Below are 23,959 nucleotides of genomic sequence, written 5' to 3' on the forward strand. Positions count from 1 at the left end.
AACCCAAGTGCGGTCCAAAAATGGACTCCGCCTCCGCCTTCGGTCGTACGCCCTCGGAGGGGTTACGCCCGGAACGCCCCGGGATGTGTCTGTTCGCGCACGGTGACGTACTGCTGCCGTACGGCCTGTCCGACGGCGAGGTCGTCACCGGGCTCCAGCACCTGGGCGACCGGACCCTGCCACACGGGCGGGGTCCGCGGGTCGAGGGTGCCCCGGGCGACGCCGAGGGCCCAGGCGGCCTGGCGGGCGGCACCGAGCGCCGCGTAGTCCGCGGGCTGCGGTACGACGACCTGGGCGCCGAACAGCGCGGGCGCCATGGCCTGGACGGCGGGCAGCTCGGCGGCCTGGCCGAGCAGGAAGATCCGGCGTACGTCGACACCCCGGCCGCGCAGGACGTCCAGCGCGTCGGCGAGCCCGCACAGCATGCCCTCGAAGGCCGCACGTGCCAGGTGCTCGGCCTTCATCGACTCCCGGCGCAGGCCGGCCAGCGTTCCCGCCGTGTGCGGCAGGTTCGGCGTCCGCTCGCCCTCCAGGTACGGCAGCAGGACGAGCCCGTGCGAGCCCGGCGTCGACTTCATCGCCAGCTCGGACAGTCCCTCCAGGTCGGGCACGCCGAGGAGCTCCGCGGCCCCGCGCAGGGCCCGTACGGCGTTGAGCGTGGTGACGACCGGAAGGTGCATGCCGGTCGCGTCCGCCAGGGAGGTGATCATGCCGGTGGAGTCCGCGAGCGCCTCGACGTGGACCGCCATCACGGAGCCCGAGGCGCCCAGCGACACCACCGCGTCGCCGAGCCCGATGCCGAGCCCGAACGCCGCCGCCATGGTCTCGCCGGTCCCGGCGGATATCAGCAGGCCCTCGGGCGTGGTCCCCGCGGCCTCGGAGGGGCCGAGCACGTCCGGCAGTCCGGCCTGGTGCCCGAGGGCCAGTTCGACGAGGTCCTGCCGGTACGCGCCGGTCGCCGCCGACCAGTACCCGGTCGCCGAGGCGCCGCCCCGGTCCGTGGTCCTGCGCACGGGCCGTCCGAGGAGCTGCCACACCAGCCAGTCGTGGGCCTGGAGCAGCATGCTGGTGCGCCGGGCGGCCTCGGGTTCGGTCTTGCTCAGCCAGCGCAGCTTGGTCACCGGCTGCGCGGCCTGCGGGACACTGCCCACCGCCTGCGCCCACGCCTCACGACCGCCGAGCGCGTCGATCAGATCGGCCGCCGAGACCTGTGCCCGCTTGTCGCCGCCGACCATCGCGGGGCGCACGGTGTTGCCCTGCGGGTCCAGCGGGACGAGCCCGTTCTGCTGGGCGGACACGCCGATGGCCTGGACGCCTTCGAGCAGCCCGCCCCCCGCGGCCTCGCCCAGGGACAGCAGCCAGGCCTGCGGGTCCACGTCGGAAGGACGGCCGCCACCCTCGCCGCTGTCGACCGGATGCGGCGCATAGCCCTGCCTCAGCACGGCACCCGTGTCTGAATCGCAGACGACGATGCGAGTGAAATCGGGCGCACTGTCCAGCCCGGCGACTATCCCCATGGCGGGAATTCTGCCGTACGGCGGGAGCCGGTGGCGCCGGGCCGCCCCAAGGACCGGCGCCACCGGCCTCGCTAGGTGTTGCTGGTGCCCCAGTCGTCCTCGCCGGTTCCGGCCGCGTTCCGCTCGCGCAGGGAACGCACCCGGTCCGTGACCGAGTCGGGGACGCGGTCGCCCACCTTCTCGCTCACGGTGTGCAGCGCCTTGCCCGCGATCTCGCGGCCCTGGTGGGCCGCGGTCTCGGCGGTGTTGCGCACCGCGGGGTTCTGCGCGACCTGGCGCATGGACTTTTTCAGCTGTTCGTAGCGCTCGCGCCCGGCCCGCGTGCCGAGCACGTATCCCAGGGCCAGTCCGGCGACGAACGTGAGCCGGTAGCGCATGATGGCCACCCTTCCCTTGCGTCGGCATCGGTGCGGGGGGAACCGATTGGCGGAGCACCCCCCTGCTTGCGCTAATGTATGTGTCGCAGCAAGCGCACGCCCCCTGGCGAATACCCAGGTGGGTGCGTTCGATGCAAAGATCAATCCCCTGTAGCTCAATTGGCAGAGCAGCCGGCTGTTAACCGGCAGGTTACTGGTTCGAGTCCAGTCGGGGGAGCTCGATCTCCTGTAGCTCAATTGGCAGAGCAGCCGGCTGTTAACCGGCAGGTTACTGGTTCGAGTCCAGTCGGGAGAGCAACGAAAGAGGGCCCTTCGGGGTCCTTTTTCATGTCCGCAGGAACCGCCCAGGGCATGCCGAAGGCGTCATGGTCGCGTGAAGCCGACCAGCCGGAGCAGGAGATCGTATGAGCGGCTATGCTGCGGCAGACGGCGCGCACAAATGTGCGCGGCGCGCCGTAACGGGGCGGTAGCTCAGCCGGTTAGAGCAGCGGACTCATAATCCGTCGGCCGTGGGTTCGAGTCCCACCCGCCCCACCACGCAGGCGTCAGACCCGTGAGCGGCCGGCAGTGAGAACGGCCTCGACCCGCACGGACCGCTGGTCCCGCGGCCGGGAGCAGGGCCGCAGGCGGCCTCGGTGGGCGACTGGGCGCCGACAGGACGCGGGGCACGGAAGCGGCTGCATCCGCGCCGTCCGGCCCGACACGCGCGGCGGAGCGCGATTCCCGGAACGGTGGCGTGGCGCCGACATGCGACGACTCTTCTCGTACCCCCGCCGGCCCGCCCTGACCGGGCGTCCGCTCCTCGGCCAGGGCCTGCGGTGACACGGTCGTCGAGGACAGTGTCCGGGCCGGGCTGGCGGAGGATCACCCCAACGGCACGTCCTGCCCGCCCACCGTCCGGACGGCGACCTTCCGCGCCCACCCCGCCAGGGGCCTCACCTCCCCCGAGGGCATGAGGCTCCAGGGGTGAGCCACCCCGCGGGCGCCGACGGGGGCCGCGCCGACGGGAAGGTGATGTTGCGGGACACGCGTTGACGCGCTCTTCCGGCGCCGCGGGCGGGCCCAGAGGTTGACGATCTGTCACATACGGTCATTCGCAAGGCCGTTGACGATCGCATTCCGGCACTCAAAGGGCGGGCACAGATTCCGCGGTGTAGCTTCTACCCGTCAGTAGAGGCTTGAGCAAGGGTGGATGCGTGGCTGCCCCTTCGCAAACCGAAAAGTTCGCCGCCTGCCTTCGGATGCTGAAGGACCGCAGTGGCCGGGGTTATGACCGCCTCGGAAAGGAAGCGGGCGTCGGCGGCTCCAGTCTGCATCGCTACTGCTCAGGCCTCGGCGTCCCGACGGACTACCGGGTCGTGCACTCCTTCGGCAAGGTGTGCGGGGCCAGTCCGGAGGAACTCCGCGAACTCCACCGGCTGTGGGCGCTGGCGGACACCGAACGGAACGCACCGGCCGTGACCGCCGAGGACGACCCGGATCCGGCACCGGACGGTCCTGCCGTGACCGCCCGGACAGTCCCCGGACCCGGCGCCTCCGCACTGCCGGAGACCGCCTCCGCCGGGGCCGGGAGGCCGCGACGGCCCCGGGTGCCCGAGAAGCTGTCCTCCCGCTTCGCGGTACTGGCCGCCGCGGTCGTGGTCGTGATGGGTCTGGTGGCCGGTTTCGTGTGGATGCCCGCCGATGCCCCGCCGTCGGCCGACGACGGGCTGCTGTACTCCTCCGCGTGCAAGTCGGTGAGCATGGGACAGCACGACGAGTGCGTGCGCGAGGTCCAGACCCTGCTGGTACGGGCCAAGGGCAGGCTCGCCGTCGACGGTGACTTCGGGCCCGAGACCCTGCGCAGGCTCACCGCGTTCCAGGTGCTGGCGGGCATGCCGGCCAGCAGCGTCGTCGACGAGGGGACGAAGAAGGCGCTCTACGCGCAGGAGGTGAGCATGGCGACCTGGTCGCCGGACAAGGTGGCGAAGCGGATCCGCGAGGTGTTCGCCGAGGATCCCGGCACCGCCGTGGCCGTCGCCCGCTGCGCCTCGTTCCTCGACCCGCTGTGGGTGCTGCCCAACACCAACGGCAGCCGCAACTGGGGCGTGTTCCAGATCTCCGACGTCCGCCTGCGGGAGCTCGGCGGCACACCGCTGCGGGCGTTCGACCCGGACTGGAACATCCGGGCGGCCCACCGGCTGTGGAGCGCACGGCACGACTTCCACGACTGGCCCTCCTGCGAGGCGGCGCTGAAGGACACGAAGGACACGAAGGACACGAAGGACGTGCCGAAAGGCTGAACCCCGGAACCCCGGAGGCCCGGAACCCCGGAAGCCGGGAACCCGGGAAGCCCGGAAGCCGGGAACCCGGGAAGCCCGGAAGCCGGGAACCCGGGAAGCCCGGAAGCCGGGAACCCGGGAACCCGGGAACCCGGGAACCCGGGAACCCGGGAACCCGGGAAGCCCGGAAGCCGGGAACCCGGGAAGCCCGGAACCCCGGAACCCCGGAGGCCCGGAACCCCGGAACCCCGGTGGCCCGGAGGCCCGGAGACGCGGAAGCCCGGAGGTCCCGGGTATCGCCGCCGCGACACCCGGGACCTCCGGCTCCGGATCATCCGGGACGGTGTCAGACCGTGCCGCTCTCCCACCACCAGTCGCGGCCGAGGTCCGCCCGGCTGTCGACGTGCTGGTGGTCGACGGTGTACCGCTCCAGGCCGGAGAACCCGCAGGTCTCCGCCTTCTGGTAGACGGTCTTGGTGGCCACGCCGGGAACGTCGAGATCCGCCGCGGTGCCGTACAGGTGCATGCTGTCGCTGGCCCCGCCGATGTCGGCGTTGTGCGCGATGCTGCGGAAGCCGGAGTTGACCGTGATCGGCTTGTCGCCGAGCTTCTTGCGCAGCGCCTCCAGCTTGTACATGCAGCGTCGGGCGTTCTCCTTCACCTGCGTCGCGCTCACCTTGCCGCCGTTGAAGTTGCCGCTCGCCTGGTCGTAGAACTCGCTCCAGTTGAAGTGGGTCGTGGAGCCGTCCGACTGCTCCAGCGCGTTGAGCTTGGCGTGGGTGTTGGGACCGGCGACCCCGTCGTCGTCGAGACCGTAGGCGGCCTGGAACCGCTTGACGGCCGCGGCCGTGCCGGGGCCGAAGTCGCCGTCGAGGCCGACCCGGGTCTGGCTGGCGCTGTTGGCCGCCCAGCCCGAGACCCGGATCTGCAGCTCCAGCACGTCGGCGCCGCTGTCGCCCTGCTTCATGGTGCGCGACCACGAATAGGCCTGCGCGGTACCGGAGAGCAGCAGCGGGCCGAACGCCAGGCCGGCGCCGACAGCCAGCGTGCCGCGCAGCATGCTGCGGCGGTCGAGCGGGCGGCTGTCGACGGAGCGGCCGCCGGCGGAACGGAAGAGGAAGGTCATCGTCGTCCTTTCGGAACGGTGGTGCGAGAAGGAGCGGAAAGAGGTCAGTAGGCGAGCTGGAAGTCCACGTTCTGCGCGTCGGTGTCATAGGGGCCGACGCGCAGGACGAAGCGGGTGCCGTCCTTGACTTCGGTGGCGACGGTCGCCCACGGGGTGCCGTGGAGGGAGTACTTGTTGTCGTGGTTGCACTTGTCGGTGTGGTCGACGAACACCACGCAGGCGTACAGGAACCCTCCGTCGTCCGTGGTGAGCCGCATGTTGATGTCACCGCAGCGCGAGGACGTGGTGAAGGGGCCGAACTCCTTGGGTCCCACCTGGTAGCGGTAGTTCAGGTTCTTCGCGCCGCCGTAGCAACTGGTCGCCGCGGCCGAGGACTGTGCGGCGGCGGGCGCGGCACCCGCTCCCAGCAGTGCGGCCACGGTGACGAGAGCCGAGGCGAACGCCCTGGTCTTGATCATGGTGGTCTCCGTTCGGTGAGGTGGGTGAGAGGGTCAGAAGGCGATCTGGAAGGTGGCGGAACTGCCTTCCAGGTCGACGCCGTTGGGCACGGTGAACCTGGTTCCGTTCAGGACGTCGGTGGCGATGGTCGTCCAGCTCCGGCCGATCTTGGTCCAGTAGTTGCAGGCGCCGGCCCTCGCGAACTGCACGCAGGCCCAGCCGAACTCGGCGTCGCCGCCGGTCATCCGCATGTTGATGTCCGTGCAGCGGCTCGTGGTCACGTACGGGCCGAAGTCGCGCACCTCCCCGTAGTGCACCGTGACCGCTCCGCCGTAACAGCTCGTGGCGGCGGCGGCGGGGGCGGCCGAGGCGGGCGCCGGGACGGTCAAGCCCAGGGTGGCGAGCAGGGCCACGAGGGCCGCGCGTGCGAAGCGGCCGGTCATGGGGATCCTCCTCGGTACGGCGATGTCCACGGCCGGGATCACCGGTTGGCCAGCCGGTCCAGATCGGCCTGGGTGCCGTTGAACACGTCCCCGGTCGCCGGCGCCCGGACGCCCGGGAAGATCGCGGCGTCGGTGTACTGCCACATCGACCAGGTCGTCGAGCCGTTCGGCACCGGCGGCTGGGTGATCGACTGGCGGTAGTCCGCGAGTTGCAGCGGATACCGGGCGAAGGCGGTGGTCGACCCCATGCAGTCGTCCAGGAAGGACTTCTGGGTGTAGATCATCGGGACCCGGCCGAAGGCACTCTCCACCCGGTCGAGCCAGGCCTTGGCGTCGGCCACCGTGCCGTAGGTGGGACAACGCCCGCTGCCGTCGTCCATGCGCTCCAGGTCGAAGATCGGCGGCAGGTCACCCGCCCGCTTCCCCGTGTAGCCGGTCGCCTTCACGGCGGCGATGAACCGGTCGGCCTGCGCGGCACCCGTGTCGGCCGCCGTGCCCGTGTAGAAGTGGTACGGCGCCACGGCCAGCCCCGCCGTCCTGGCCCCCGTGAGGTCGGCGGTGAGGTATTCGTCGGTGACGTTCGTGCCCCGCGTGGCCTTGACCGTCGCGAACTCGGCACCGGAGGCCCGTACGGCCTTCCAGTCGATCGGCGCCCCGCCGGGGTGCTGGTACTTGGCCGTGTCCAGGCCGTCGATCGGGTGACCGGCCGGGTGGGGCGGCGTGCAGTACGCGTTACGGCTGGACCAGTCCACCAGCTTCGCCCAGGTGTTCGGGCCCACGGTGCCGTCGGCACTGAGGTTGGCGCAGTGCTGGAGCTCGATGACCCGGTCCTCGGTGCCGCCCCCGAAGTCGCCGTCGATGGTCAGCGGCGGATAGTGGAAGGGCTCCATGGCCAGGTTCAGCCGGCACTGGACCTCCTTGACCTCCTCGCTCTTCGCGCCCTTCTTCAGGGTCGGGCGCGCGTCGGTGTGGCCGCACACGGTCGCCTGCGCCGTGCCCGCCGTGCCCTGGGTCGCGCAGGTGTGCGGTTGAGCGGCCCAGGTGTTCAGCGCCGCCCAGGTCTGCGGGCCGAGTACGCCGTCCGCGTCCAGCCCGGCACACCGCTGGAACTCCTTGACCCGCGTCTCCGTTCCCGATCCGAACGAGCCGTCCGCCGTGATCGGGGTGTACCTGCTCGGCTTCGTCGCCAGGTCGAGTTCGCACTGCGCCTCGACCGTCGCGTCCCCCGTCGATCCCTGTTGCAGCGTGGGCTGCGCGCTCGTGTGCCCGCAGACCGCGACCGCGGCGGCCGTGGCAGGCGCTGCCTGCACCGCCGCCGGCCCGCACAGGGGCAGGACCGCTGCCACGGCGAGGGTCAGACCCCGCAGAAGCGTCCTTTTTCCCATGTGGTGTTCCCCCTCTGATGAGAGCCGGGAATCCCCGGCCGTCGGCCATGCTGGCAGCGACTGTTCCCGCGGCGGATCCTCTTGATCGGGATCGGGACGTCGGGACAGTCCCACGCATGTGACCTGCGGGAACGCGTCACCTCTGGGACGGGCATGGGACACGGACGGTGGCGCCGGAACGCGGTTGGGGCGCGGGCACGCCGATCGGCGCCGTCCGGCGGCCCCCGCAGGGAGGAGGGGGCTTCGTGGTCCTCGGGGACCGCCGGACGGCGTCGTCGCGTGCTCTCGGACTGTGGGCGGCGCGGCCCGTGGGGCGGACGGTCAGGTGTTCGCGGACCGCTTCTCGGTGAGGAACTCCACCAGTTCTCCGGGCACGAGGTGACCGGCTTCCGGCTCCTCGTGCTGGACGGGATGAATGCCGTGGGCCGCGAGCCCCCGCACGAACCGCTCGGGCAGCCTGTCGCCCTCGGCCAGGTGGAGATCGAGGAGGGCCTTCCGCTCGGAAGGATCCTGTGCGTCCCACCACTGCGTGACGCGCGCGCTGTGTGTGCTGTTCATGCGCCCCAGGTGAACACGGACAAACGGCTGGGAACAATCGAAAACGCCGGTCGGCAGCCGGTCGTTCACGCCGAAGCCCTGCCGCTCTCCCGGCTTCGGGGGAGGGGAGGAGCCACCGCGCTCCGGCACCGGTGCCGTTGGCCGGGTCGAGGTCCACGGCGGTCACCTGGGAACCCGCGGAACCGCTCTGCGCACGTGGCGATCCAGAACGGTGACGGAACATCCTGCTCGGAGGGTAGGAGGGGCGCATCCGTGGGCACCATGCGTCTATGCGCGTCGACGAGGACGCCGGTCTCATCAGTCATGAGGAGGGGTCATGAACCGTCAGATCCGGATTCGCGTCAACCGTCGGCCCGCCGCTCCGCGCGAGACGCCGATCGACCGCAGGACCCCGTCGGGACGTCTCCTGCCGTACTGACCCACGCGCCCTGACCCACCCGCGCCGACCCACCTGTCCGTGCGGACGGTACGGCCCGCCGGGCGGATGCCCGGCGGGCCGTGTCATGTCCGGGGGTGTGGTCCGGTCGTCAGTTCCGGGCCGTGCGGCGGCGTACGAGAAGGACCGTGCCCGCACCGGCGGCGAGGGCCGCGGCGGCCGCGCCCGCGAGGGGGAGGGCGGAACCCGAGCCCGTGCTCGCGAGGTCGCCGCCGGTGGTCGAGGAACCGGTCGTCGCCGAGCCGCCGGTGGTACCGGAACCGCCCGTGGACCCGGAGCCGCCGGTGGAGGCGGTGCCGGAACCGCCCGTGGTGGACGTCGAACCGGATCCGCCGGTCGAGCCGCCGCCCGAGGAGCCGGAACCACCGGTGGAGCCGCCGGCACCGTCGACGTCGAGCAGGATCGCGGCCGAGTCGTTCTTCTTGTTCCTGTCGTACGGGCGCTCCTCGCCGACCAGCGTCACCGAACCCTCGGCGCCGGGGACGGCCTTGTCGATCCGCAGCTTGAACGTGTAGGCGACGCCGCCTTTCTCCTCGATCCAGTAGTTGGCGAGGTCGCAGCGGTAGCTCCCGGCGGCCACCTTCGAGCAGGCACGGGACGCCTTGGTCACCGTCGTACCGGCGGGCATCTTGACCAGGACCTTGGCGACAGGGTTGCCCAGGTCCGACCTCACCCAGGCCGGACCCGCGTTGGTGAACCCGGCGTCCAGGGCGACCGTGTCCCCGACGCGGCCCTTCAGCCGGACGTCCGTCGCCTGGAAGTCGGCCGTGTTGTCCACGGTGACCGGCACGCCGGCCCCGTCCCAGTCCGGGTGGTCCACGTTGCCGTCACGCACCGGCGTGGTCGAGGGCAGCTCGGTCAGCTTCACCGCGGGCCCGGTGCCCCGGACGGTCTCCTCGGTACCGTCCTCGCCGCCGGAGTCGTACGTGGCCACCGTCACGTGGAGGGCTTCGTACAGCGCGTGACCGAGGACGTTCAGCTTCAGCGTCTTCTCGGGCGCGTAGACCGAACCGGCCTTCACCGTCTGGTCGAACTCGCACACCACGGTGGAGTGGCTCGGGTTCTCGTCGAAGGCGGCGATCTCGTAGCGGGTGCAGTTGGACGGCAGTTCCTGGGGGGCCAGCCCGCGGGTGACGGTGTAGGACAGGTAGACCTTGTCGAGATCCGTGGCGCCCTTGTTCGCGAAGGTGCCGGGCAGCTGGAAACTGCCGCCGGGCTTCACCCCGTCGATCGAGGTCAGCGGAGCCAGCGCCAGACCGGTGGGGGAGCCGTCGGCGGAGGCGGGCGCGGCGGCCAGGGGGATCAGGCCGACGACGCCGATCGCGGTGGCGGCCACCGTGGCCGCGGTCCTGCGAGACAGGCGGCGGTCGAGTGAGGTCCGGAGCATGGGGGGATTCCTCGATGGATCGACGGATGTGCACGGGTGAACTGCACGGGAACGGTGATTCCCGAACGTCAGACGTCTTCCGCCGTCGGACGGTTGTACGACTCCGACCGGAAACGGGAAACGGGAGACGACGGGAGGCAGGGGCCCGCCCGCCACCGCGGAACCCGCTCCGCCGTCCTCCGCGCCGGGCCGGCCGCAGGCCCTAACGGCCCAGTGCCGCACCGCCGTTGATGTGCAGCAGCTGGCCCGTCACGTACGCGGCCTCCGGGGACGCGACGTACCGGATCGCGGCCGCGATCTGCGCGGGACGGCCGGGCTGTCCGGTGAGCGACTGGGCCACGCGGGCGGCGACGAAGTCCGGGGTGGTGCGGTCCCCGAAGAACTCGGTGTCGCCGACGAAGCCGGGGGCGACCGCGTTCACGGTGATGCCCTCGGAGCCCACGCGCTGGGCGAGATCGTAGGTGTACGTGTTGATCCAGCCCTTCGAGCCGCCGTACGAGCCGGGGCCGCGCAGCGAGGCGATCGAGGAGAGCTGCACGATGCGGCCTCCGGGGCGGCGCACGTGGGGGAGCAGCGCCTCGGTGAGCAGGACGGCGGTCAGCACGTTGGCGTCGAAGTTGCGCCGGTAGCTGTCGGCGACGGAGGCGAGGCCGCCGTCGTGCGACACGGCGACGTTCCCGCCCGCGTTGGCGACCAGCACGTCGACCGGAGCGCCGTCCGCGACGATGGAGTCCCGGGCCGCGCCGACCTGATCGGGGTCCGCCAGATCCACCGCGTGCCAGGACGCGGCCTCGGGTCCGAACCGCTCGTTCAGTGCGTCGGCGGCCTTGCGCAGAACGTCCTCGCGGCGGCCCAGCAGGACCACCCGGTCCCCGTCCGCGGCGAACATCTCCGCCGTCGCCAGCCCGATCCCCGTACCCCCGCCGGAGACCACCACACGCCGTCCACCCATGTCCGCCCACCCGTCCCGGTATTCCTGGATATGAATCTCGGTCATGTACAGATATCGGTCGGGAGGCTACGGACGGTCTGAGGCGACGTCAAGTGATGCGGTTGTTCACCCGGTTGACCTGCGGATTCGTTTCGTGGAATGGCCCACAGGGCAGGGATCGGGCATCGTTTGCCCCAGGTCCGCGGGCCGAGGAAGGGAGACGCTGTGCACGATCATGTGCGGACGGCGGACGGGCGTCTGCTGCGCGTCGAGGTCACGGGAGACCCGCGCGGCCGCCCTGTGTTCCTGATGCACGGGATGCCGGGCAGCAGGGTCGGACCCAGACCGCGTGCCATGTTCCTCTACCAGCGAGGCACCCGGCTCATCAGCTACGACCGGCCCGGTTACGGAGGGTCGGACCGGCATCAGGGGCGGCGGGTCATCGACGTCGCGCGGGACGTGGCCGATGTCGCCGACGCGCTGGGCCTCGACCGGTTCGCGGTGGCCGGACGCTCCGGAGGGGCTCCGCACGCGCTGGCCTGTGCCGCGCTGATGCCGGACCGGGTCAGCCGGGCCGCCGCGCTCGTCGGCCTCGCGCCGCGTGACGCGCAGGGGCTCGACTGGTTCAAGGGAATGACGCCCTCGAACGTCGACGAGTTCCGGACCGCGTTCAGCGATCCGGAGCGGTTCGTGGCCCGGCTGATCCCGAGGTCCGACGCGATCCGCAGCGATCCGGTGCGGCTGCTGGACGAACTGCGGCAGGAACTCAGTGACGACGACCGGCAGATCGTCTCCGACAAAACGATTCGCTCGATGCTGCTCCGCAACTACCAGGAGGCGCTGCGGACATCCCCGTACGGCTGGATCGACGACGCCCTGGCGCTCACCGGGGACTGGGGCTTCGATCCCGCGGACATCCAGGTGCCGGTCCTGCTGTGGCACGGCGCGGAGGACGCGTTCTCCCCGGCGTCGCACTCGTCGTGGCTCGCCGCGCGGATTCCCCGCGCGACCGCCGTGCTCGAACCCGGGGCAGGGCACTTCGCGGCGCTGCGCGCCCTGCCCCAGGTGCTGGGCTGGCTGCTCGCCGAAACGCTGTCCTGGCCCGCCGGCCGGCGCGGTCCCGCACCCGCCGGACCGTCCTCACCGACCCTGCCGGTGCCGTAGCCCGGGCGGCATCGGGTCACCGGACCGAGCACGCGCCACCGGCCGGCGGGCGGCCACGCGGCGACCGGCCGGCCACTCGCCAAAGGCCCCGGCAGGGAGCGCGCCCGCCGCTCACACCGTCAGCGGTTCCAGGTCCCGGTACATCCGGCGCTCCTCCGTGCCGTCGCGGGTCATCCTGTTGTCGTCGCCGAGGAGGGAACGCAACTCCGAGAGGGACTCGGCGCGGAGGCGGCGGGCCTCCTCGTCACGGCCCAGGGCGGCCAGGGTCAGCCCGGAGTTCACCGCCACGGCGAGCGTCTCCGGATGATGGGCCCCGAGAGCCCCGCGGAGACCCTGGAGCGCCTTCGCCTCCAGTTCGTGCGCCTCCGTGAAACGACGCTGGTCGGCCAGGACGTTGGCGAAGTTGGTGAGGCTGAACAACGTGTGCGGATGCCGGTCGCCGAGCGTCTGGCCCATCCGGCTCAGCACTCCCCGGAACACGTTCTCCGCCTTCTCGGCGTCACCGCAGCCCCAGTGGAAGATCCCCAGGTTGTTCAGCGCGGCCTGGGTGTACGGATGGGCTTCGCCCGGCCCCTTCATGTACTCCGCCAGGGCCTCGCGGGCGACCTCGCGCGCCGCCTCCCGCTCGTCCGCCGCGAACAGGTCGGCGGCCATGTTGAGATCGCAGGCCAGCGAGTCGGGCGTCGGGGCCCTGTACTGCCGCCGGTACTCGCCGCGCGTCGCCGTCGTGAGCCGCCGGGCGTCCTCCAGCTCGCCCGCCCGGCGCAGCGACACGGCGAGGGACTTGGCGCAGCTCAGCGTGCCCGGGAAGTCCTTGCCGAGGATGCGTTTGTGGGCGTCGTAGGCGCGCGACAGAAGGGTGACCGACTCGGCGTACCGGCCGACCTCGCGCAGATCGCGGCCGAGGCGGGCCGCCGAGGCGAGGGTGTACGGGTGGTCGGGGCCGAGGACCTCGACACGGCGGTCGAATGTCTCCTGGTCGAGGGCGCGGGCCTCGCCGTAGCGGCCGACCGTGCGCAGCGCCAGCGCGAGGTTGTTGGCGGCGCTGAGGGTGCGCCGGTGCGACTCGTGGAAGATCTGCCTGAACCCCTCGTGCGCCTCGCGGGCGAACTCCACCGCCGACTCGTACACACCGAGCGCCGCGAGATCGCTGGCGAGGCCGGACATGGTGACGTAGGTGTGAGGGTGTGAGGGCCCGAGGACTCGCCTCTGCCGTTCCAGGAGTTCGGTGTTGATATCACGGGCCTCGATGTAACGCCCCTGGGAGCGCAGGACGTTGCCGAGCTGGGCGCGCAGGTACAGATACTGGACGTTGTCCTCTCCGAGGATCGGCTCCCAGTGGGAGAGGAGGTCCTGGGCCAGCGCGAGGGCGCCGGAGAAATCACCGCGCTTCCACAGGTAGCGGACGCGGTCGATGAGCAGTCGGCGGGTCTCGGGCTCGCTGCAGTCGCGGGCGTCCGAGGCCGCCAGGTGCGGCCAGATGACCGCGAAGCGCGGCCAGGTCTCCGGGTCGTCGATCGGTTCGTCGCCGTCGGGCCGGCAGCCCGCGAGAACCGTGTGCACCACATGCCGGGCATGCCGCTGCTCCTCCTCGCTGAGCTGTGAGCGGATCACGGCCTGAACCAGACGGTGGACCTGGATGCTGTTGCTGACCTGGTCGATCTTGGCGAGTGCGAACCGGCCGATCTCGCGGATCACCCGGCCGAGCAGCAGACGCTCCTGGAGAGCGGGGTCGTAGGGCCTGAGGGCGTCGATCATCTCCTTGCTGTAGACGAGATGCGAGGAGATCGGTTCGGCCCCCATGAACGCGCACACCTGCAGCAGCCGGACGGAGGCGGGGGAGCGTTCGCGCAGCCGCGCTATGGAGATGCTCCAGGTCGCGGCCACCGTCATCGGGTAGTCCGCGGGCTGGTTGAGGTCCAGCACCTCGGTCGTCTGCTCGGCGAGCTGCCGCAGATACTCCTGGATCGGGGTGGCCGTCTCCGCGAGCCAGGCCGCGGCCTGCTCCACCGCGAGCGGCAGATCACCGACCGCGATCGCCACCTGTTCCGCCTCGTCCGGACTCAGTCCCGAGGCGCGCAGGGTGAGGTGCTCGACACTCTCCTCGCGCCGGAAGACGTCGATCGGCAGTGAGGCGCCCTGCTGCGTCCAGGCCTGGTTGCGTGAGGTGACCAGGATGTGTCCGCCGCCGCCCTCCGGGAAGAAGTGCCGGATCTGCGCGGGGTCGTCGGCGTTGTCGAAGACCAGGATCCAGCGCCCGGTCGGCTCCCCGCGGCCCAGCATCCGCAAGGCCTCCTGGCCGGCCACGTTGATGTCCTCGGCGCTGGAGGCGCCGATGCGGGAGGCGAGTTCGGCCAGCGAGGAGACGACGTTGTCCGGGTCCTCGGCGGAGATCCACCACACCAGGTCGTAGTCGGCCATGAACCGGTGCACGTACTCCAGCGCCACCTGGGTCTTGCCGACGCCACCGAGCCCGTACAGGGCCTGCGGCTGCGGCAGGAGGACCGAGACACCGCTGCCCAACTGGTCGCGGACCCGGTCGAGAATGGCATCGCGACCGGTGAAGGAGCTGTTGCGCTGGGGTGCGTTCCACACCGACGGGGTGCCGCCGGCGAAGCGCGGCCCGGACGTGCCGCCCTCCAGGTGCCCGCCCCTCAGGTCCAGGGCCTCCATGAGCGCGCCGACGCACCGGGCCTCGTCGAGCCGGTGCAGATCGAGCGGGTTGTGGTCGAGGTAGTAACGCGGCAGATGGACCTCGTCCACCCGTACCGGTACGACGGTGCCGCGCCCCGCGTGGCTGTCCGCGTCGGTCAGGGCACGCCAGACGGCCTCGGCGTGCCGGGACCTGCGGAACGCCTTCGAGAGGAGTACGAGCGTGCGGGCCTTCGGGTCCCGGTGTGCGACGGGTCCGTCCGCGATGTCGTGCGCGGTGACCCGGCATCCGGACCGGGTCAGGAGCGAGGTGATCCAGTCGGCCCAGACACGGTTCTCCGGCGCGTACGCGATCACCACCTCGAAGCCGTACGAGGGCCGCCGCCTCATGAACGCGTCCCGGCAGCGCAGCCGCACGGGCTCGGGCACCGGCGGCAGAGCGGTGACCTCGCCGTCGGAGACGACCGCGGTGAGCCGTTCGAAGGCGGACAGCAGGGAGTTGGAGATCCCGCTCTCGTCGCCGACGGTGGCGAGCGTCTCCTCGTACGCGTAGTAGGGGCGGTACGGGATCTCGACCTTCCCCCAGTACGAGCTCAGCTCCTCGCCGTTCAGGTCGCCGCCGTCGGGCGCCTTCGGGAACCCGTCGAACTTCGCGCGGGCGAGGGAGCGCCCGGCGTCCACCTTCTCCTTCTCGTTCTCGTCGACGCGCATCAGGACGGGCAGCACCCGGATCCAGCGCCGGCGGTAGGCCTCTCCGACGTCGCGGGCCACGGCCGCGGCGCCGTCCAGCGACTGGTCGCTGAGGGTGAAGCAGTCCACGAGCACGTCGGGCATGTGGATGGTGCAGATGTCGGCGTTGTCGGACAGTCCGGTCCGGCTGTCGATGAGGACGTAGTCGTAGGCGGCCTTCATGTCGTCGCGCAGCGCGTCGAGGAAGAGCCCCCCGCCGAGGCGTTCGTAGAAGTTGTCCCACTCGAAGGACGACACGCTCGCCGAGTACGAGCGGTCCAGCCGGCCGGCACCGAGGAAATCGAGCGAGCCGCCCTCCTGGAAACGCAGCCCGAGCCGCTCCGGCGTCAGGGAGATGGCGTGCTGCTCGACGCGCGCGTAGTCGAGGTGCCACTGGCCGGAGCGCTGGGGCCCGGAGGTCGCCGCCCACGCGTACTCGTTGATGATGTCGATGACGCCGGTGGTGGCCGCGAGCGCGTTCGCGTCGAGAAAGGGATGGAAGAAGCGGTGCAGGCCGGGGGCTTCCAGGTCCCAGTCGACGGCGAGAACGCGCTTGCCGCCGGCGGCGAGGATCCAGGCCGTGTTGGCCAGGGCCATCGTGCGGCCCGTGCCTCCCTTGTACGAGTAGAAGGTGATGATCCGTCCGTCCCGCACGGCTGTCATGTCTCGTCTCCTCCGTGGTCGGATCCGCCCGCGGGACGCGAGGGGTGAGCGGGACCCAGCAGACGGGGCCGGCGGATCGACGGGCCGACGGGCGGATGCGCCTCGGCGTGCTTGAGGTACTGCCGGGTCGCGTGCGCGACGACGGCGGGCAGTGCGTCGGTGAAGGCCCTCAGGGTGGGGACACCGTCGACGGCGGTCCGGCAGCCGGCCCGCCTGCCCCGGTCCAGGATCAGCGGCAGGGTCTGCTCCAGGTCGGCGGCCAGTCTGCGGCCCTCCTCACCGTGGCCCTGGGGATCGGCCGGGTCCCAGGGGACGATCGCGCCGACCCAGGGCCGTGCCTCGTCGTCGAACGTCCTGAGCCTGCGGCGGCGCGCCTCGTCGGTGAGCGCCCACCGGTCGACGAGCAGGATGCCGGGCCGGCTGGGCGTGGCCTGACCGGCACCGTCCCCGCCGGGGGACTCGTCCGTGTCCTCGGCGTCGAGGGACGACACGGATGTCTGGTAGTCGAGGGAGCGGATCAGCTCTTCGGCGAGCGCGGGAAGGGGCCGGGCGGACTCCTCGTGGTACGGGTTCCAGTCCTGGGCGTCCTCGCCGTAGGGCCGGGTGTCCCGATGCTCCGGGAGGGTCCGCAGGGTGGGTGCCGCGACCGTCAGATGGATCCGCCGGGGTTCCGTGCCGCGTGGCTTGAACGCGCTCGGGGTGTCCTCGTACCTGCGCGGGCGTTCGGGCGGCGGCGGAGCCTCGCGCGCGGCCCGCACGATCCGCTGCGCCAGTCGGAGGACCGCTTCGTCGTACTCCTCGCGCAGCCGGCTGAGCTTGATCAGGCCGTAGATCCCCTGGGTCGCGTAGCGGTCTCCGCCCGGTTCCGCGCCGATGGGGACGTGCTTGACCGAATCGGGCAGCTGGGCGGGGTCGACCGGCGTCCACAGCACGGGGACGACGGCGGGAGGAGCCCCGGAACCGACGGCTCGTGCGCGCAGGACCCGCTCGTTGAACGCGAACCACTCCCGGCCGCAGAGCTCACTGCTGAAGTACCGCGGAGAGAACAGCGCCACGAACACGGAGCACGTCGCGAGACTCTGGCCGGCCCGGTCCGACCAGCCGTCCCCCGCACCGTCCTCCCGGTCCATGAAGCCCGCCCGAGCGCCCAGGGGAAGATCCGTGAGCGCGGTGACGTGGTCGCACAGATCCGTGAACAGGACGCGCACCCAGTGATCGGCGCGGCCCACCTCGGAACCCCAGGCCGGCGTCCGGGCGTAACTCAGGAAGAAACAGGGCCGGTCGGTCGATTCCGGTTCAGCTGGGTCCATGCATCCCCCTGTCCATGCGTCCCCGTGTCCCTGGAGGAGACCTCCACGGGACGTTCGCCTGGCCGAGACCACAATCTTCCGGATCGCGGCTCGAACCAGTCATCACTTTCACGTCATTCCCTGGCGATATCCGGACATCTGGACGACGGCCAGGTCGACGGCCTCGCGCATTCCGAACAGCCGTACCGCCCGCCCGGCCAGCCGCCGTTCGGTCACGAGGTCACGCGGCAGCCGGGCCCCGATGTCCCCGAAGTCCGCGTCGCTCAGCGCGATGTCCTCGTACGCCTTCCATCGGCCCTTCGCCCCCACCACGCTCGGGTACTTCCTCAGGGAGGGCGGCGGGCGCAGCCGGTACTCGGCGAGATGGAAGGCCGTGCACACCTCGAAGCCCACGCGCAGCAGCAGGACCTGCGCGTTCGCCGCGTACAGTCCGGCCAGCGGGGAGCGTTCGCCGAGGTGGCAGCGCGGGTCGTGATCGCCCAGCAGCTCCCGCGCGCGCGGACCGAGTCCGGCCAGCGAGGTCAGCGGATGTCCGCTGCGCACGGCGCCGGGCGTGGTCCACACACACGTCGCGAGCACGCCCATGGTCGGGCAGTGCGTCCTGCGGGGATCGAAGGGTTCGACCGAGGCCCGGTACGCGGCCTCCTCCCGCTCGTCCATGGCCGCGGTGAGCGCCTTGTACGCCCGTGACGTGACGGACTTCTCCGGAGTGAAGGTGGGCACGACGAGAGTGCCCTCCGCGCCGAGCGCGTCGAGGAGCGCGTCGCGTACGTCGGCGGGGCGCAGCCCCGAACCGCCCAGCGAGGCGTGGACCATGAGGACGCCGTTCCGGCGGACGCCCATCCGCGTGAAGAATCCGGACAGTCGCGTGCGGTCGGTCACCTCAGGTCCGCCCAGTCGCCGCGCAGTTGCCGCGCGAACTCCGCCCCGGTTTCGGTGACTTCACCCTTCGGCCGGTCTGCCAGCCGGGTGAGCGCGTCATCGGCCCGGGCCAGCGCCGCATTCAGCCGGGGCGGATCACCGGTGAAGCGGACGGCGTCCGCGAGTGCGAGATCGGCCCTGTCGAACAGCCGCCCGGCGGGCGTGCCGGGCACGTTGAGGTCGGTGGTCGCGAGGAGTGCCCTGAACCGTGCCCGGCGCCCGGTGCGCGGCAGGTCCCGGACGAACTCCTCCGGATCGACGTCGACGGCCATTCCGAGGGCGCCGAGGCCATGGGATCCGAGGCGAACTCCCGCCCCCGCCCGAAGTGGTGTGACGGTGGTGAGGAACGGGGCGTTGGGGCCGGTGCGCCAGTCCGGCGCCCGCTCGTCCATCAGACGGAGCGCCGCGAGCAGCCGTTTCGTGAACGCGTCGAGACCGGCGGTACCGAGCGGCGGGGTGACGGGGGCGGGGTAGCGGGCACGAAAGGGGTCGGCGTCGTCGAGGAGCAGGGCGGTGCCGCCGGCCGGGACGGCCGTCCGCAGCGGGCGCCACCGGGCCGGATCGTCCATGGCGCGCTCCTCGCCGCTGTGTGTCCGCACCCGGAGCCGTCCAGCCGTGACGGTGGCCGTGATGCGGCCCGGCCCGGGGAGGAAGAGGGTGCCCAGGGCGGGCAGATGGAGGCCGGCGGTGGGGTGGTCCCAGGTGAGCGCGAGATCGGCGCGGGCACGGACGGCCGCGGCGGTGACCGCGGAGGCGAGGGGCGCCGGGTCGAGCGGGCGGTGGTGCGGCTGTTCTCTCAGCAGGGTGAACAGGTAGGGGTGGGCGAGGACATCGGCGACGTGGTCCGCGGTCTCCGGGCTGCCGTCCAGGTCCAGCAGCGCCCGCCGGACCGCGTCCCAGGACTCTTCCCCGTGATGGCGGGCCAGGGAGCGGGACAGCAGGTGGCGGATCAACTCGCCCTCGGCAAAGAGCAGTTCGTCCATGCTGAGCACGGCCGGGCTGAACGTACGGTCGGTGATCCGCTCCGCGATCCCGTCGACGAGCGCGCGCAGGTCCGAGCAGAAGACGGACGGATTCCCGAAGCCGTGCGAGGCGGCGCTGTACCGGTGGGCGTACAGCCCGCCGCCGCAGGACGTGACCACCTCGCAGCTCCGGCAGGTCGGGCTGAGCCCGGCGAGGCCCGATCGGCGGGCGAGGACACCGGGATGCCGGGCGAACTCCTCGAAGCCGTCGCTCGCTATGGCGTAGCCGGTCGCCGGGGCCCCGGGGTACGCCGTCTTGAGCGAGTCCGCCTGTTCGAGACTTCCGTCGGTCTCGATCACGGCCAGGTCGCTCGGCGCGAGCCCCATCGCCTCCGTCAGGCTCGGGCCGCCGCGCAGGGTGCTGAGGACCGAATCGAAGGTCCGCACCGGCACGGCGCGGCCCTGTGCGTCCCAGCGGTCGAAGACCTTGAGCAGCCATAGCGCGTACGCGGTGGGGGAGCCGGCGGGTCTCGGCGGAGGGGTGTCCCAGGTCGAGTGCGGCAGCAGGTAGTCGATGCGGGGCGGGTCCTGTGCGACGAGGGCGTCGTGCACCGCGACGGGATCGTTGGCCACGTCCACCGTGCACAGCAGCCCGCTGTAGAGGTGCCGGTACTCGGGCGCGCGCAGCAGGTCGAGGGCCCGCAGGACCCGGTCGTGGGAGCTGCCTCCCCGCCGGTCGCGCCGGTGCCGGTCGTTCGCCGCGCGGTCTCCGTCGAGCGAGACACTGACGCTGACGCCGAATTCCTTGAAGACGTCGAGGTATCGCGTGTCCAGCCGGATGCCGTTGGTGTGAATACGCAGATCGAGCTCGGTGACCGGTTCGACGGCGCCGGCGATCTCCGCGCAGATGGTCCGCATACGGGCGGGCCGCACCAGCAGGGGTTCGCCGCCGTGGAGGATCACGGAGACGGAGGGGAGCCGCCGGGTCCTCGCGTGGTCGGCGAGTTTCCGGGCGACCTCTTTGATCGTTCCGTCGGACATGAAGGCGGGACGGTCTCGCCAGCTCTGGTCGGCGTGCTCGTACACATAGCAGTGATCGCAGGCGAGATCGCATCGACCGTGGATCTTCAGGACCAGTTGCCGAAGCGTCACCCGGTGAAGGCTAGCGGCGCGAGTGCGGTGATCGGACCGTCAACGCCCGTACTTTTTCGCATGGTTGACGAAGCTCGTACCCGTACGGAGCCCGGCTGCCGCCCTGTGGGCCGCCGGGTGCGGTCGCGTGGCTCGGGCGGGCCTCACAGGGCCGAGTCGAAGGTGATCGGCTTGACCGGCTTCGCCGGGGGCCACCCGGGAGGGAGCTCGGCGGGTGCGGGGGCGGAACGTTCCGCCGCTCGCGTCGCGGCCGTCCCGAGAGGGTCGATGGCCGAAAGGCGGGTGTGCTGCCGACGGGTGACGGAGCGGCGCATCTCCGGCATCATCGAATCATCCATGGGAGGAATGTCTATTCTATCCGCGATGGTGACATCTGTGGACAATGTCGGGTTCGACCTCTGCGGGGGTAGCGATGCTCGCGACGGACTGTACCGGAGGCTGCGGGCCGCGTGACGAGGGTCCTCGGCACTTGTCCGGAAGTACAGGACACTCGTCTTGAATCGCCCGCCCGCTAAGCCGGTGACTGCCAGACGACGTTCGTGCCGGGGGTGCCCGTGTCGTCCCCGCCGTCGGGCGCGCTCGCGGCCGTGGGCTGCGAGGTCTCGGAGGCGCCGTTCGGGATGCCGTCGTCGTGGACCGTCAGGCGGACGCCGGGGCGGCCGTCCGGCAGGGTCACCGTCGCGTCGACGACGACCTCGATCCGCGACACCCCGGGGCGCCGCGAGGCGGCGGCCAGGGCGCGCCGCAGGACGGCGAGGAGCCGGCCCGCCACCGGCTCGGTGATCCGGTTCTCCACCGGGCCCGTGAACCGGGTCGACGGCCGGACGCCGAGGACCGCCGCCGCGCCGGCCGTCTCGCGCAGGACCCTGCCGCGCAACGTGGTGGGGGCGTCGGCCGGCGGCTGCTGCAGGGCGAAGATCGCGGTGCGTACCTCCTGGACCGTGGCCTCGAGTTCGTCGACCGCCCGGCCGAGGGTCGCCGACACCTCCTCGGCCTCGCCGTCACCGCCGTCCCCGTGCGCGGCGTTCCTGCGCTGGGTCGACTCCAGCATCATCCCGGTCGCGAAGAGGCGCTGCACGACCAGATCGTGCAGGTCACGGGCGATGCGGTCCCGGTCCTGGTACACCGCGAGGAGCTCACGGCCGTGCCGGGCGTCGGCCAGGACCAGGGCCAGCGCGGCCTGGGAGGCGAACTGAGTGGCCAGCAGGCGTTCGACCTCCGTGTACGGGCGGTCGCCCCGCCCGCGCGGCAGGGCCAGCGTGCCGATGAGCCGGCCCTCGGTCTGGAGGGGCAGCATCATGCTCGGCCCGAACCGGGTCCGCACAGGGGTCGTCATCCGCGGGTCGGTCGCCGAGTCTTCGATGAACACCGGTTCCCCACCCAGGAGTTGTTTGAGGACGGGGCTGCCGGGCGCGATGGTCGTCCCCACGATGCCGGCGGGGTCCTCGGGAGTGGAGGCGACCACGATCTCCATGCCCCCCTCGTCCGTGGGCTTGAGGATGATCCCCGCCGCGGCTCCCGCGAGGATCCGGGCGCGTTCGGCGACCGTCGTCAGCGCGTCGGCCCCGGTCCCGCCGCTGAGCAGGGCGGTGGTGACGGCGGCGGCACCCTCGATCCAGCGCTCCCGCTGCCGGGCCGTCTCGTACAGCCGGGCGTTGGCGATCGCGATACCGGCCTGCGTGGCGAGCAGGCGCACCAACTGCTCGTCCTCACGGGTCACCGGCCCGCCGGACTTGTCCGCCAGGTAGAGGTTGCCGAACACCTCGTCGTCGACCCGGATGGGAACGTCCAGACAGATGTCGGGCTCGGGGGAGCCGGGGTGCCCGGGAGCGACAGGGTGTCCGGGAGTGGCCGGGAGCCCGGAAGTGGCGTGGGACCCGGAAGTGACGGAGTGTCCGGGAGCCGCGGGGGGCCCGGAAGAGCCGGGCGCCTCCGGCTCCTCGGGCCGAGGGCCCGGCTCCGGGGGGTGCGGCCCCGCCGTGCGGATCCGTACCAGCCCGTCCCGGCCCGGGTCCCGCATCCCCAGCGCCGCGTACCGGGCCCCGGTCAGCTCGGCGGCGGCGTCCACGATCCGCTGGAGGGTCGCCCGCAGTTCGAGCTCGGTGCCGACGCTGAGGACCGCCTCCAGAAGAGGCGTGAGACCGGGCGCGGGTTCGGACACCGGAGGCCCCCCGGACGCCGGTTCGTCAGTTCGCCAGCGGGTTCAGGATCATCGGTTCGATCTTGCCCTCCAGCATGTAACCGAGCCCCTGGACGGCACAGACATCGGGCCGCTCGGCGATGTGGACGGGTACGCCGGTCGCCTGCCGGAGCATCTGGTCGAGCCCGGGGAGCAGCGCGCTGCCGCCGACCATCATGATCCCGCGGTCGGCGACATCGGCCACCAGATCGGGCGGGCAGGACCGCAGAACCTTGCCGACGCCGTCCAGCACGGCGGTCAGCGGTGTCTCGATCGCCATGCGTACGGCGGCGGTGTCGACCTTCACGGAACGCGCCAGCCCGGTCGCCACGTCCCGCCCGTGGATCTCGGTCAGGGCCGGTCCCTGCGGGGTCAGCCCGTTCCCGGAGAGGGCGAGCTGAAGGGGCCGTACGGCCTGGCTCGGCAGCATCAGCTCGTGCTGGTGGCGCAGGTGCTGGACGATCGCGTGGTCCACGGCCTCACCGCCGACCGGGATGCGTTCGGCGGTGACGATCGAACCCAGCGACAGCACGGCGAGCTGGGTCGCGGCGGCCCCGCAGACCATGATCATGGTGGCTTCGGGCCGCTCGACGGGCAGTCCGCAGCCGACCGCCGCCGCGATCAGCGTGTCGACGAGCTCGACCCGCCGCGCCCCCAGCCCGACCAGCGTCTCGATCGTGGCGCGCTGCGCCAGCGGGTCCGCGTCGTGCGGCGTGCAGGCCGCGGCCCGCAGCCGCGGCTTGCGGCGCAGGGTGCGCCGGACCTTGTCGCCCAGCAGATTGCGCAGCATCCGCTGGGCCATGTCGATGTCGACGACCGTGCCGCCGGACACCGGGCGCACCACCCGGATGTAGTCGGGGGTGCGGCCCGTCATCCTCTCCGCGAACTCCCCGACCGCGATCAGCGCGCCCGTCTTCGTGTTGATCGCGGCGACACTCGGCTGATCGACGACCAGACCCGCGCCCCGCACCCAGACACGGGTCCGCGACGCGCCCAGGTCGACGGCGAAGTGACAGCGGCGCAGCTGCTCCAGACTGGCGGTCATGGCAGGTCCTCCCGAGAGCGCAGACCGTGGGGCTCCGCCGGGCGGCGGTCCTCTCTCGCATCCTGCGGGCGCGGGGCGGGCGGCGCCCCTTTTGGACGGCCGGGCGAGGCGCCGCCGGACGGGTGGTCCGGCCCGATCCCTGGACTCGTTTCCGAACCCGGCCCCGGCCCGATCCCCGAACCGGTCCCCGAACCCGGCCCCGGTCTGATCCCCGGGTCCGCCCCCTCGATCTCTGAACTCGGTCTCGCCCCTCGGCGGGTGTCCCGGTTTCTGCGGCTCCTACCGGCATGTCCTGGCGGGAAGCCGCCAGGGCGCCTTCCCGC

At 71.8% G+C, this 23,959-nt stretch carries 18 protein-coding genes and 3 tRNA genes; 5 read left to right on the plus strand and 16 right to left on the minus strand.

Features of this window, described 5'->3' with window-relative positions:
- Positions 1 to 62: 62 nt before the first annotated feature.
- Positions 63 to 1,517, minus strand: coding sequence for an FGGY family carbohydrate kinase (locus ACF07B_RS02790; protein ID WP_362402617.1), 1,455 nt, complete (start codon positions 1,515 to 1,517; stop codon positions 63 to 65).
- A 71-nt stretch (positions 1,518 to 1,588) separates the two neighbouring features.
- Positions 1,589 to 1,894 (minus strand): YtxH domain-containing protein, encoded by a 306-nt coding sequence (locus ACF07B_RS02795; RefSeq protein ID WP_329299508.1) that lies wholly within the window; start codon positions 1,892 to 1,894, stop codon positions 1,589 to 1,591.
- A 144-nt stretch (positions 1,895 to 2,038) separates the two neighbouring features.
- Between ACF07B_RS02795 and ACF07B_RS02800 the strand changes: the two genes are divergently transcribed.
- The 4 genes from ACF07B_RS02800 (at position 2,039) to ACF07B_RS02815 (ending at position 4,176) form a co-directional block, all read left to right on the plus strand.
- Positions 2,039 to 2,111 (plus strand) — tRNA-Asn (locus tag ACF07B_RS02800).
- A gap of 5 nt (positions 2,112 to 2,116) precedes the next feature.
- Positions 2,117 to 2,189, plus strand: a tRNA-Asn gene (locus tag ACF07B_RS02805).
- A 165-nt stretch (positions 2,190 to 2,354) separates the two neighbouring features.
- Positions 2,355 to 2,431: transfer RNA gene (locus tag ACF07B_RS02810), tRNA-Ile, on the plus strand.
- 659 nt (positions 2,432 to 3,090) lie between these two features.
- Entirely contained in the window at positions 3,091 to 4,176 is a 1,086-nt protein-coding gene (locus tag ACF07B_RS02815; RefSeq protein ID WP_392177510.1) for a helix-turn-helix domain-containing protein, read from the plus strand.
- 325 nt (positions 4,177 to 4,501) lie between these two features.
- Here ACF07B_RS02815 and ACF07B_RS02820 read toward each other — a convergent pair whose 3' ends face one another.
- The 7 genes from ACF07B_RS02820 to ACF07B_RS02850 form a co-directional block, all read right to left on the minus strand.
- Entirely contained in the window at positions 4,502 to 5,281 is a 780-nt protein-coding gene (locus ACF07B_RS02820) for a D-Ala-D-Ala carboxypeptidase family metallohydrolase (RefSeq protein ID WP_392177511.1), read from the minus strand.
- A 44-nt stretch (positions 5,282 to 5,325) separates the two neighbouring features.
- Positions 5,326 to 5,739, minus strand: coding sequence for a hypothetical protein (locus ACF07B_RS02825; RefSeq protein ID WP_392177512.1), 414 nt, complete (start codon positions 5,737 to 5,739; stop codon positions 5,326 to 5,328).
- Positions 5,740 to 5,772: 33 nt separating this feature from the next.
- Positions 5,773 to 6,162, minus strand: a complete 390-nt coding sequence (locus ACF07B_RS02830) for a hypothetical protein (RefSeq protein WP_392177513.1) — start codon at positions 6,160 to 6,162, stop codon at positions 5,773 to 5,775.
- A gap of 38 nt (positions 6,163 to 6,200) precedes the next feature.
- Positions 6,201 to 7,547, minus strand: coding sequence for a GH25 family lysozyme (locus tag ACF07B_RS02835; protein WP_392177514.1), 1,347 nt, complete (start codon positions 7,545 to 7,547; stop codon positions 6,201 to 6,203).
- 321 nt (positions 7,548 to 7,868) lie between these two features.
- Positions 7,869 to 8,105, minus strand: coding sequence for a hypothetical protein (locus ACF07B_RS02840; protein WP_392177515.1), 237 nt, complete (start codon positions 8,103 to 8,105; stop codon positions 7,869 to 7,871).
- Between the two features lie 527 nt (positions 8,106 to 8,632).
- Positions 8,633 to 9,928 carry a hypothetical protein gene (locus ACF07B_RS02845; protein WP_392177516.1) on the minus strand — a complete coding sequence of 432 codons (1,296 nt, stop codon included), beginning with the start codon at positions 9,926 to 9,928 and terminating at the stop codon, positions 8,633 to 8,635.
- 202 nt (positions 9,929 to 10,130) lie between these two features.
- Positions 10,131 to 10,925, minus strand: coding sequence for an SDR family NAD(P)-dependent oxidoreductase (locus ACF07B_RS02850; RefSeq protein WP_392177517.1), 795 nt, complete (start codon positions 10,923 to 10,925; stop codon positions 10,131 to 10,133).
- Between the two features lie 159 nt (positions 10,926 to 11,084).
- On the opposite strand from ACF07B_RS02850, the gene ACF07B_RS02855 reads away from it, so the two are divergent.
- Positions 11,085 to 12,023 carry an alpha/beta fold hydrolase gene (locus ACF07B_RS02855; protein ID WP_392177518.1) on the plus strand — a complete coding sequence of 313 codons (939 nt, stop codon included), beginning with the start codon at positions 11,085 to 11,087 and terminating at the stop codon, positions 12,021 to 12,023.
- Positions 12,024 to 12,134: 111 nt separating this feature from the next.
- On the opposite strand, the gene fxsT is transcribed toward ACF07B_RS02855, so the two are convergent.
- The 7 genes from fxsT to ACF07B_RS02890 form a co-directional block, all read right to left on the minus strand.
- Positions 12,135 to 16,067 carry an FxSxx-COOH system tetratricopeptide repeat protein gene (fxsT, locus tag ACF07B_RS02860; protein WP_392177519.1) on the minus strand — a complete coding sequence of 1,311 codons (3,933 nt, stop codon included), beginning with the start codon at positions 16,065 to 16,067 and terminating at the stop codon, positions 12,135 to 12,137.
- Entirely contained in the window at positions 16,064 to 17,377 is a 1,314-nt protein-coding gene (locus ACF07B_RS02865; protein ID WP_392177520.1) for a TIR-like protein FxsC, read from the minus strand. Before ACF07B_RS02865 ends, fxsT begins: the two co-directional genes overlap by 4 nt.
- 108 nt (positions 17,378 to 17,485) lie before the next feature.
- Complete coding sequence (locus ACF07B_RS02870; RefSeq protein WP_392177521.1) at positions 17,486 to 18,259, minus strand: AAC(3) family N-acetyltransferase; 774 nt, start codon at positions 18,257 to 18,259, stop codon at positions 17,486 to 17,488.
- Positions 18,256 to 20,412 carry a radical SAM/SPASM protein FxsBH, inactivated beta-hydroxylase extension form gene (gene fxsBH, locus ACF07B_RS02875; RefSeq protein ID WP_392177522.1) on the minus strand — a complete coding sequence of 719 codons (2,157 nt, stop codon included), beginning with the start codon at positions 20,410 to 20,412 and terminating at the stop codon, positions 18,256 to 18,258. Before fxsBH ends, ACF07B_RS02870 begins: the two co-directional genes overlap by 4 nt.
- A 143-nt stretch (positions 20,413 to 20,555) precedes the next feature.
- The gene (locus ACF07B_RS02880; RefSeq protein ID WP_392177523.1) at positions 20,556 to 20,750 is read right to left on the minus strand and encodes a hypothetical protein; all 195 of its coding nucleotides are present in this window, start codon (positions 20,748 to 20,750) and stop codon (positions 20,556 to 20,558) included.
- 173 nt (positions 20,751 to 20,923) lie between these two features.
- The gene (locus ACF07B_RS02885; RefSeq protein ID WP_392177524.1) at positions 20,924 to 22,573 is read right to left on the minus strand and encodes a GAF domain-containing protein; all 1,650 of its coding nucleotides are present in this window, start codon (positions 22,571 to 22,573) and stop codon (positions 20,924 to 20,926) included.
- 25 nt (positions 22,574 to 22,598) lie between these two features.
- Positions 22,599 to 23,636 carry a rod shape-determining protein gene (locus ACF07B_RS02890; RefSeq protein WP_369482129.1) on the minus strand — a complete coding sequence of 346 codons (1,038 nt, stop codon included), beginning with the start codon at positions 23,634 to 23,636 and terminating at the stop codon, positions 22,599 to 22,601.
- Positions 23,637 to 23,959: the final 323 nt, after the last annotated feature.

It is taken from the genome of Streptomyces sp. NPDC015532, from assembly GCF_043078065.1.
Taxonomy (GTDB): domain Bacteria; phylum Actinomycetota; class Actinomycetes; order Streptomycetales; family Streptomycetaceae; genus Streptomyces.

Excerpts from the sequence above, each read along its gene's own strand:
- ACF07B_RS02790 (WP_362402617.1), bottom strand. The coding sequence starts at position 1,517 with ATGGGGATAGTCGCCGGGCTGGACAGTGCGCCCGATTTCACTCGCATC.
- ACF07B_RS02795 (WP_329299508.1), bottom strand. The coding sequence starts at position 1,894 with ATGCGCTACCGGCTCACGTTCGTCGCCGGACTGGCCCTGGGATACGTG.
- ACF07B_RS02820 (WP_392177511.1), bottom strand. The coding sequence starts at position 5,281 with ATGACCTTCCTCTTCCGTTCCGCCGGCGGCCGCTCCGTCGACAGCCGC.
- ACF07B_RS02825 (WP_392177512.1), bottom strand. The coding sequence starts at position 5,739 with ATGATCAAGACCAGGGCGTTCGCCTCGGCTCTCGTCACCGTGGCCGCA.
- ACF07B_RS02830 (WP_392177513.1), bottom strand. The coding sequence starts at position 6,162 with ATGACCGGCCGCTTCGCACGCGCGGCCCTCGTGGCCCTGCTCGCCACC.
- ACF07B_RS02835 (WP_392177514.1), bottom strand. The coding sequence starts at position 7,547 with ATGGGAAAAAGGACGCTTCTGCGGGGTCTGACCCTCGCCGTGGCAGCG.
- ACF07B_RS02840 (WP_392177515.1), bottom strand. The coding sequence starts at position 8,105 with ATGAACAGCACACACAGCGCGCGCGTCACGCAGTGGTGGGACGCACAG.
- ACF07B_RS02845 (WP_392177516.1), bottom strand. The coding sequence starts at position 9,928 with ATGCTCCGGACCTCACTCGACCGCCGCCTGTCTCGCAGGACCGCGGCC.
- ACF07B_RS02850 (WP_392177517.1), bottom strand. The coding sequence starts at position 10,925 with ATGACCGAGATTCATATCCAGGAATACCGGGACGGGTGGGCGGACATG.
- fxsT (WP_392177519.1), bottom strand. The coding sequence starts at position 16,067 with ATGACAGCCGTGCGGGACGGACGGATCATCACCTTCTACTCGTACAAG.
- ACF07B_RS02865 (WP_392177520.1), bottom strand. The coding sequence starts at position 17,377 with ATGGACCCAGCTGAACCGGAATCGACCGACCGGCCCTGTTTCTTCCTG.
- ACF07B_RS02880 (WP_392177523.1), bottom strand. The coding sequence starts at position 20,750 with ATGGATGATTCGATGATGCCGGAGATGCGCCGCTCCGTCACCCGTCGG.
- ACF07B_RS02890 (WP_369482129.1), bottom strand. The coding sequence starts at position 23,636 with ATGACCGCCAGTCTGGAGCAGCTGCGCCGCTGTCACTTCGCCGTCGAC.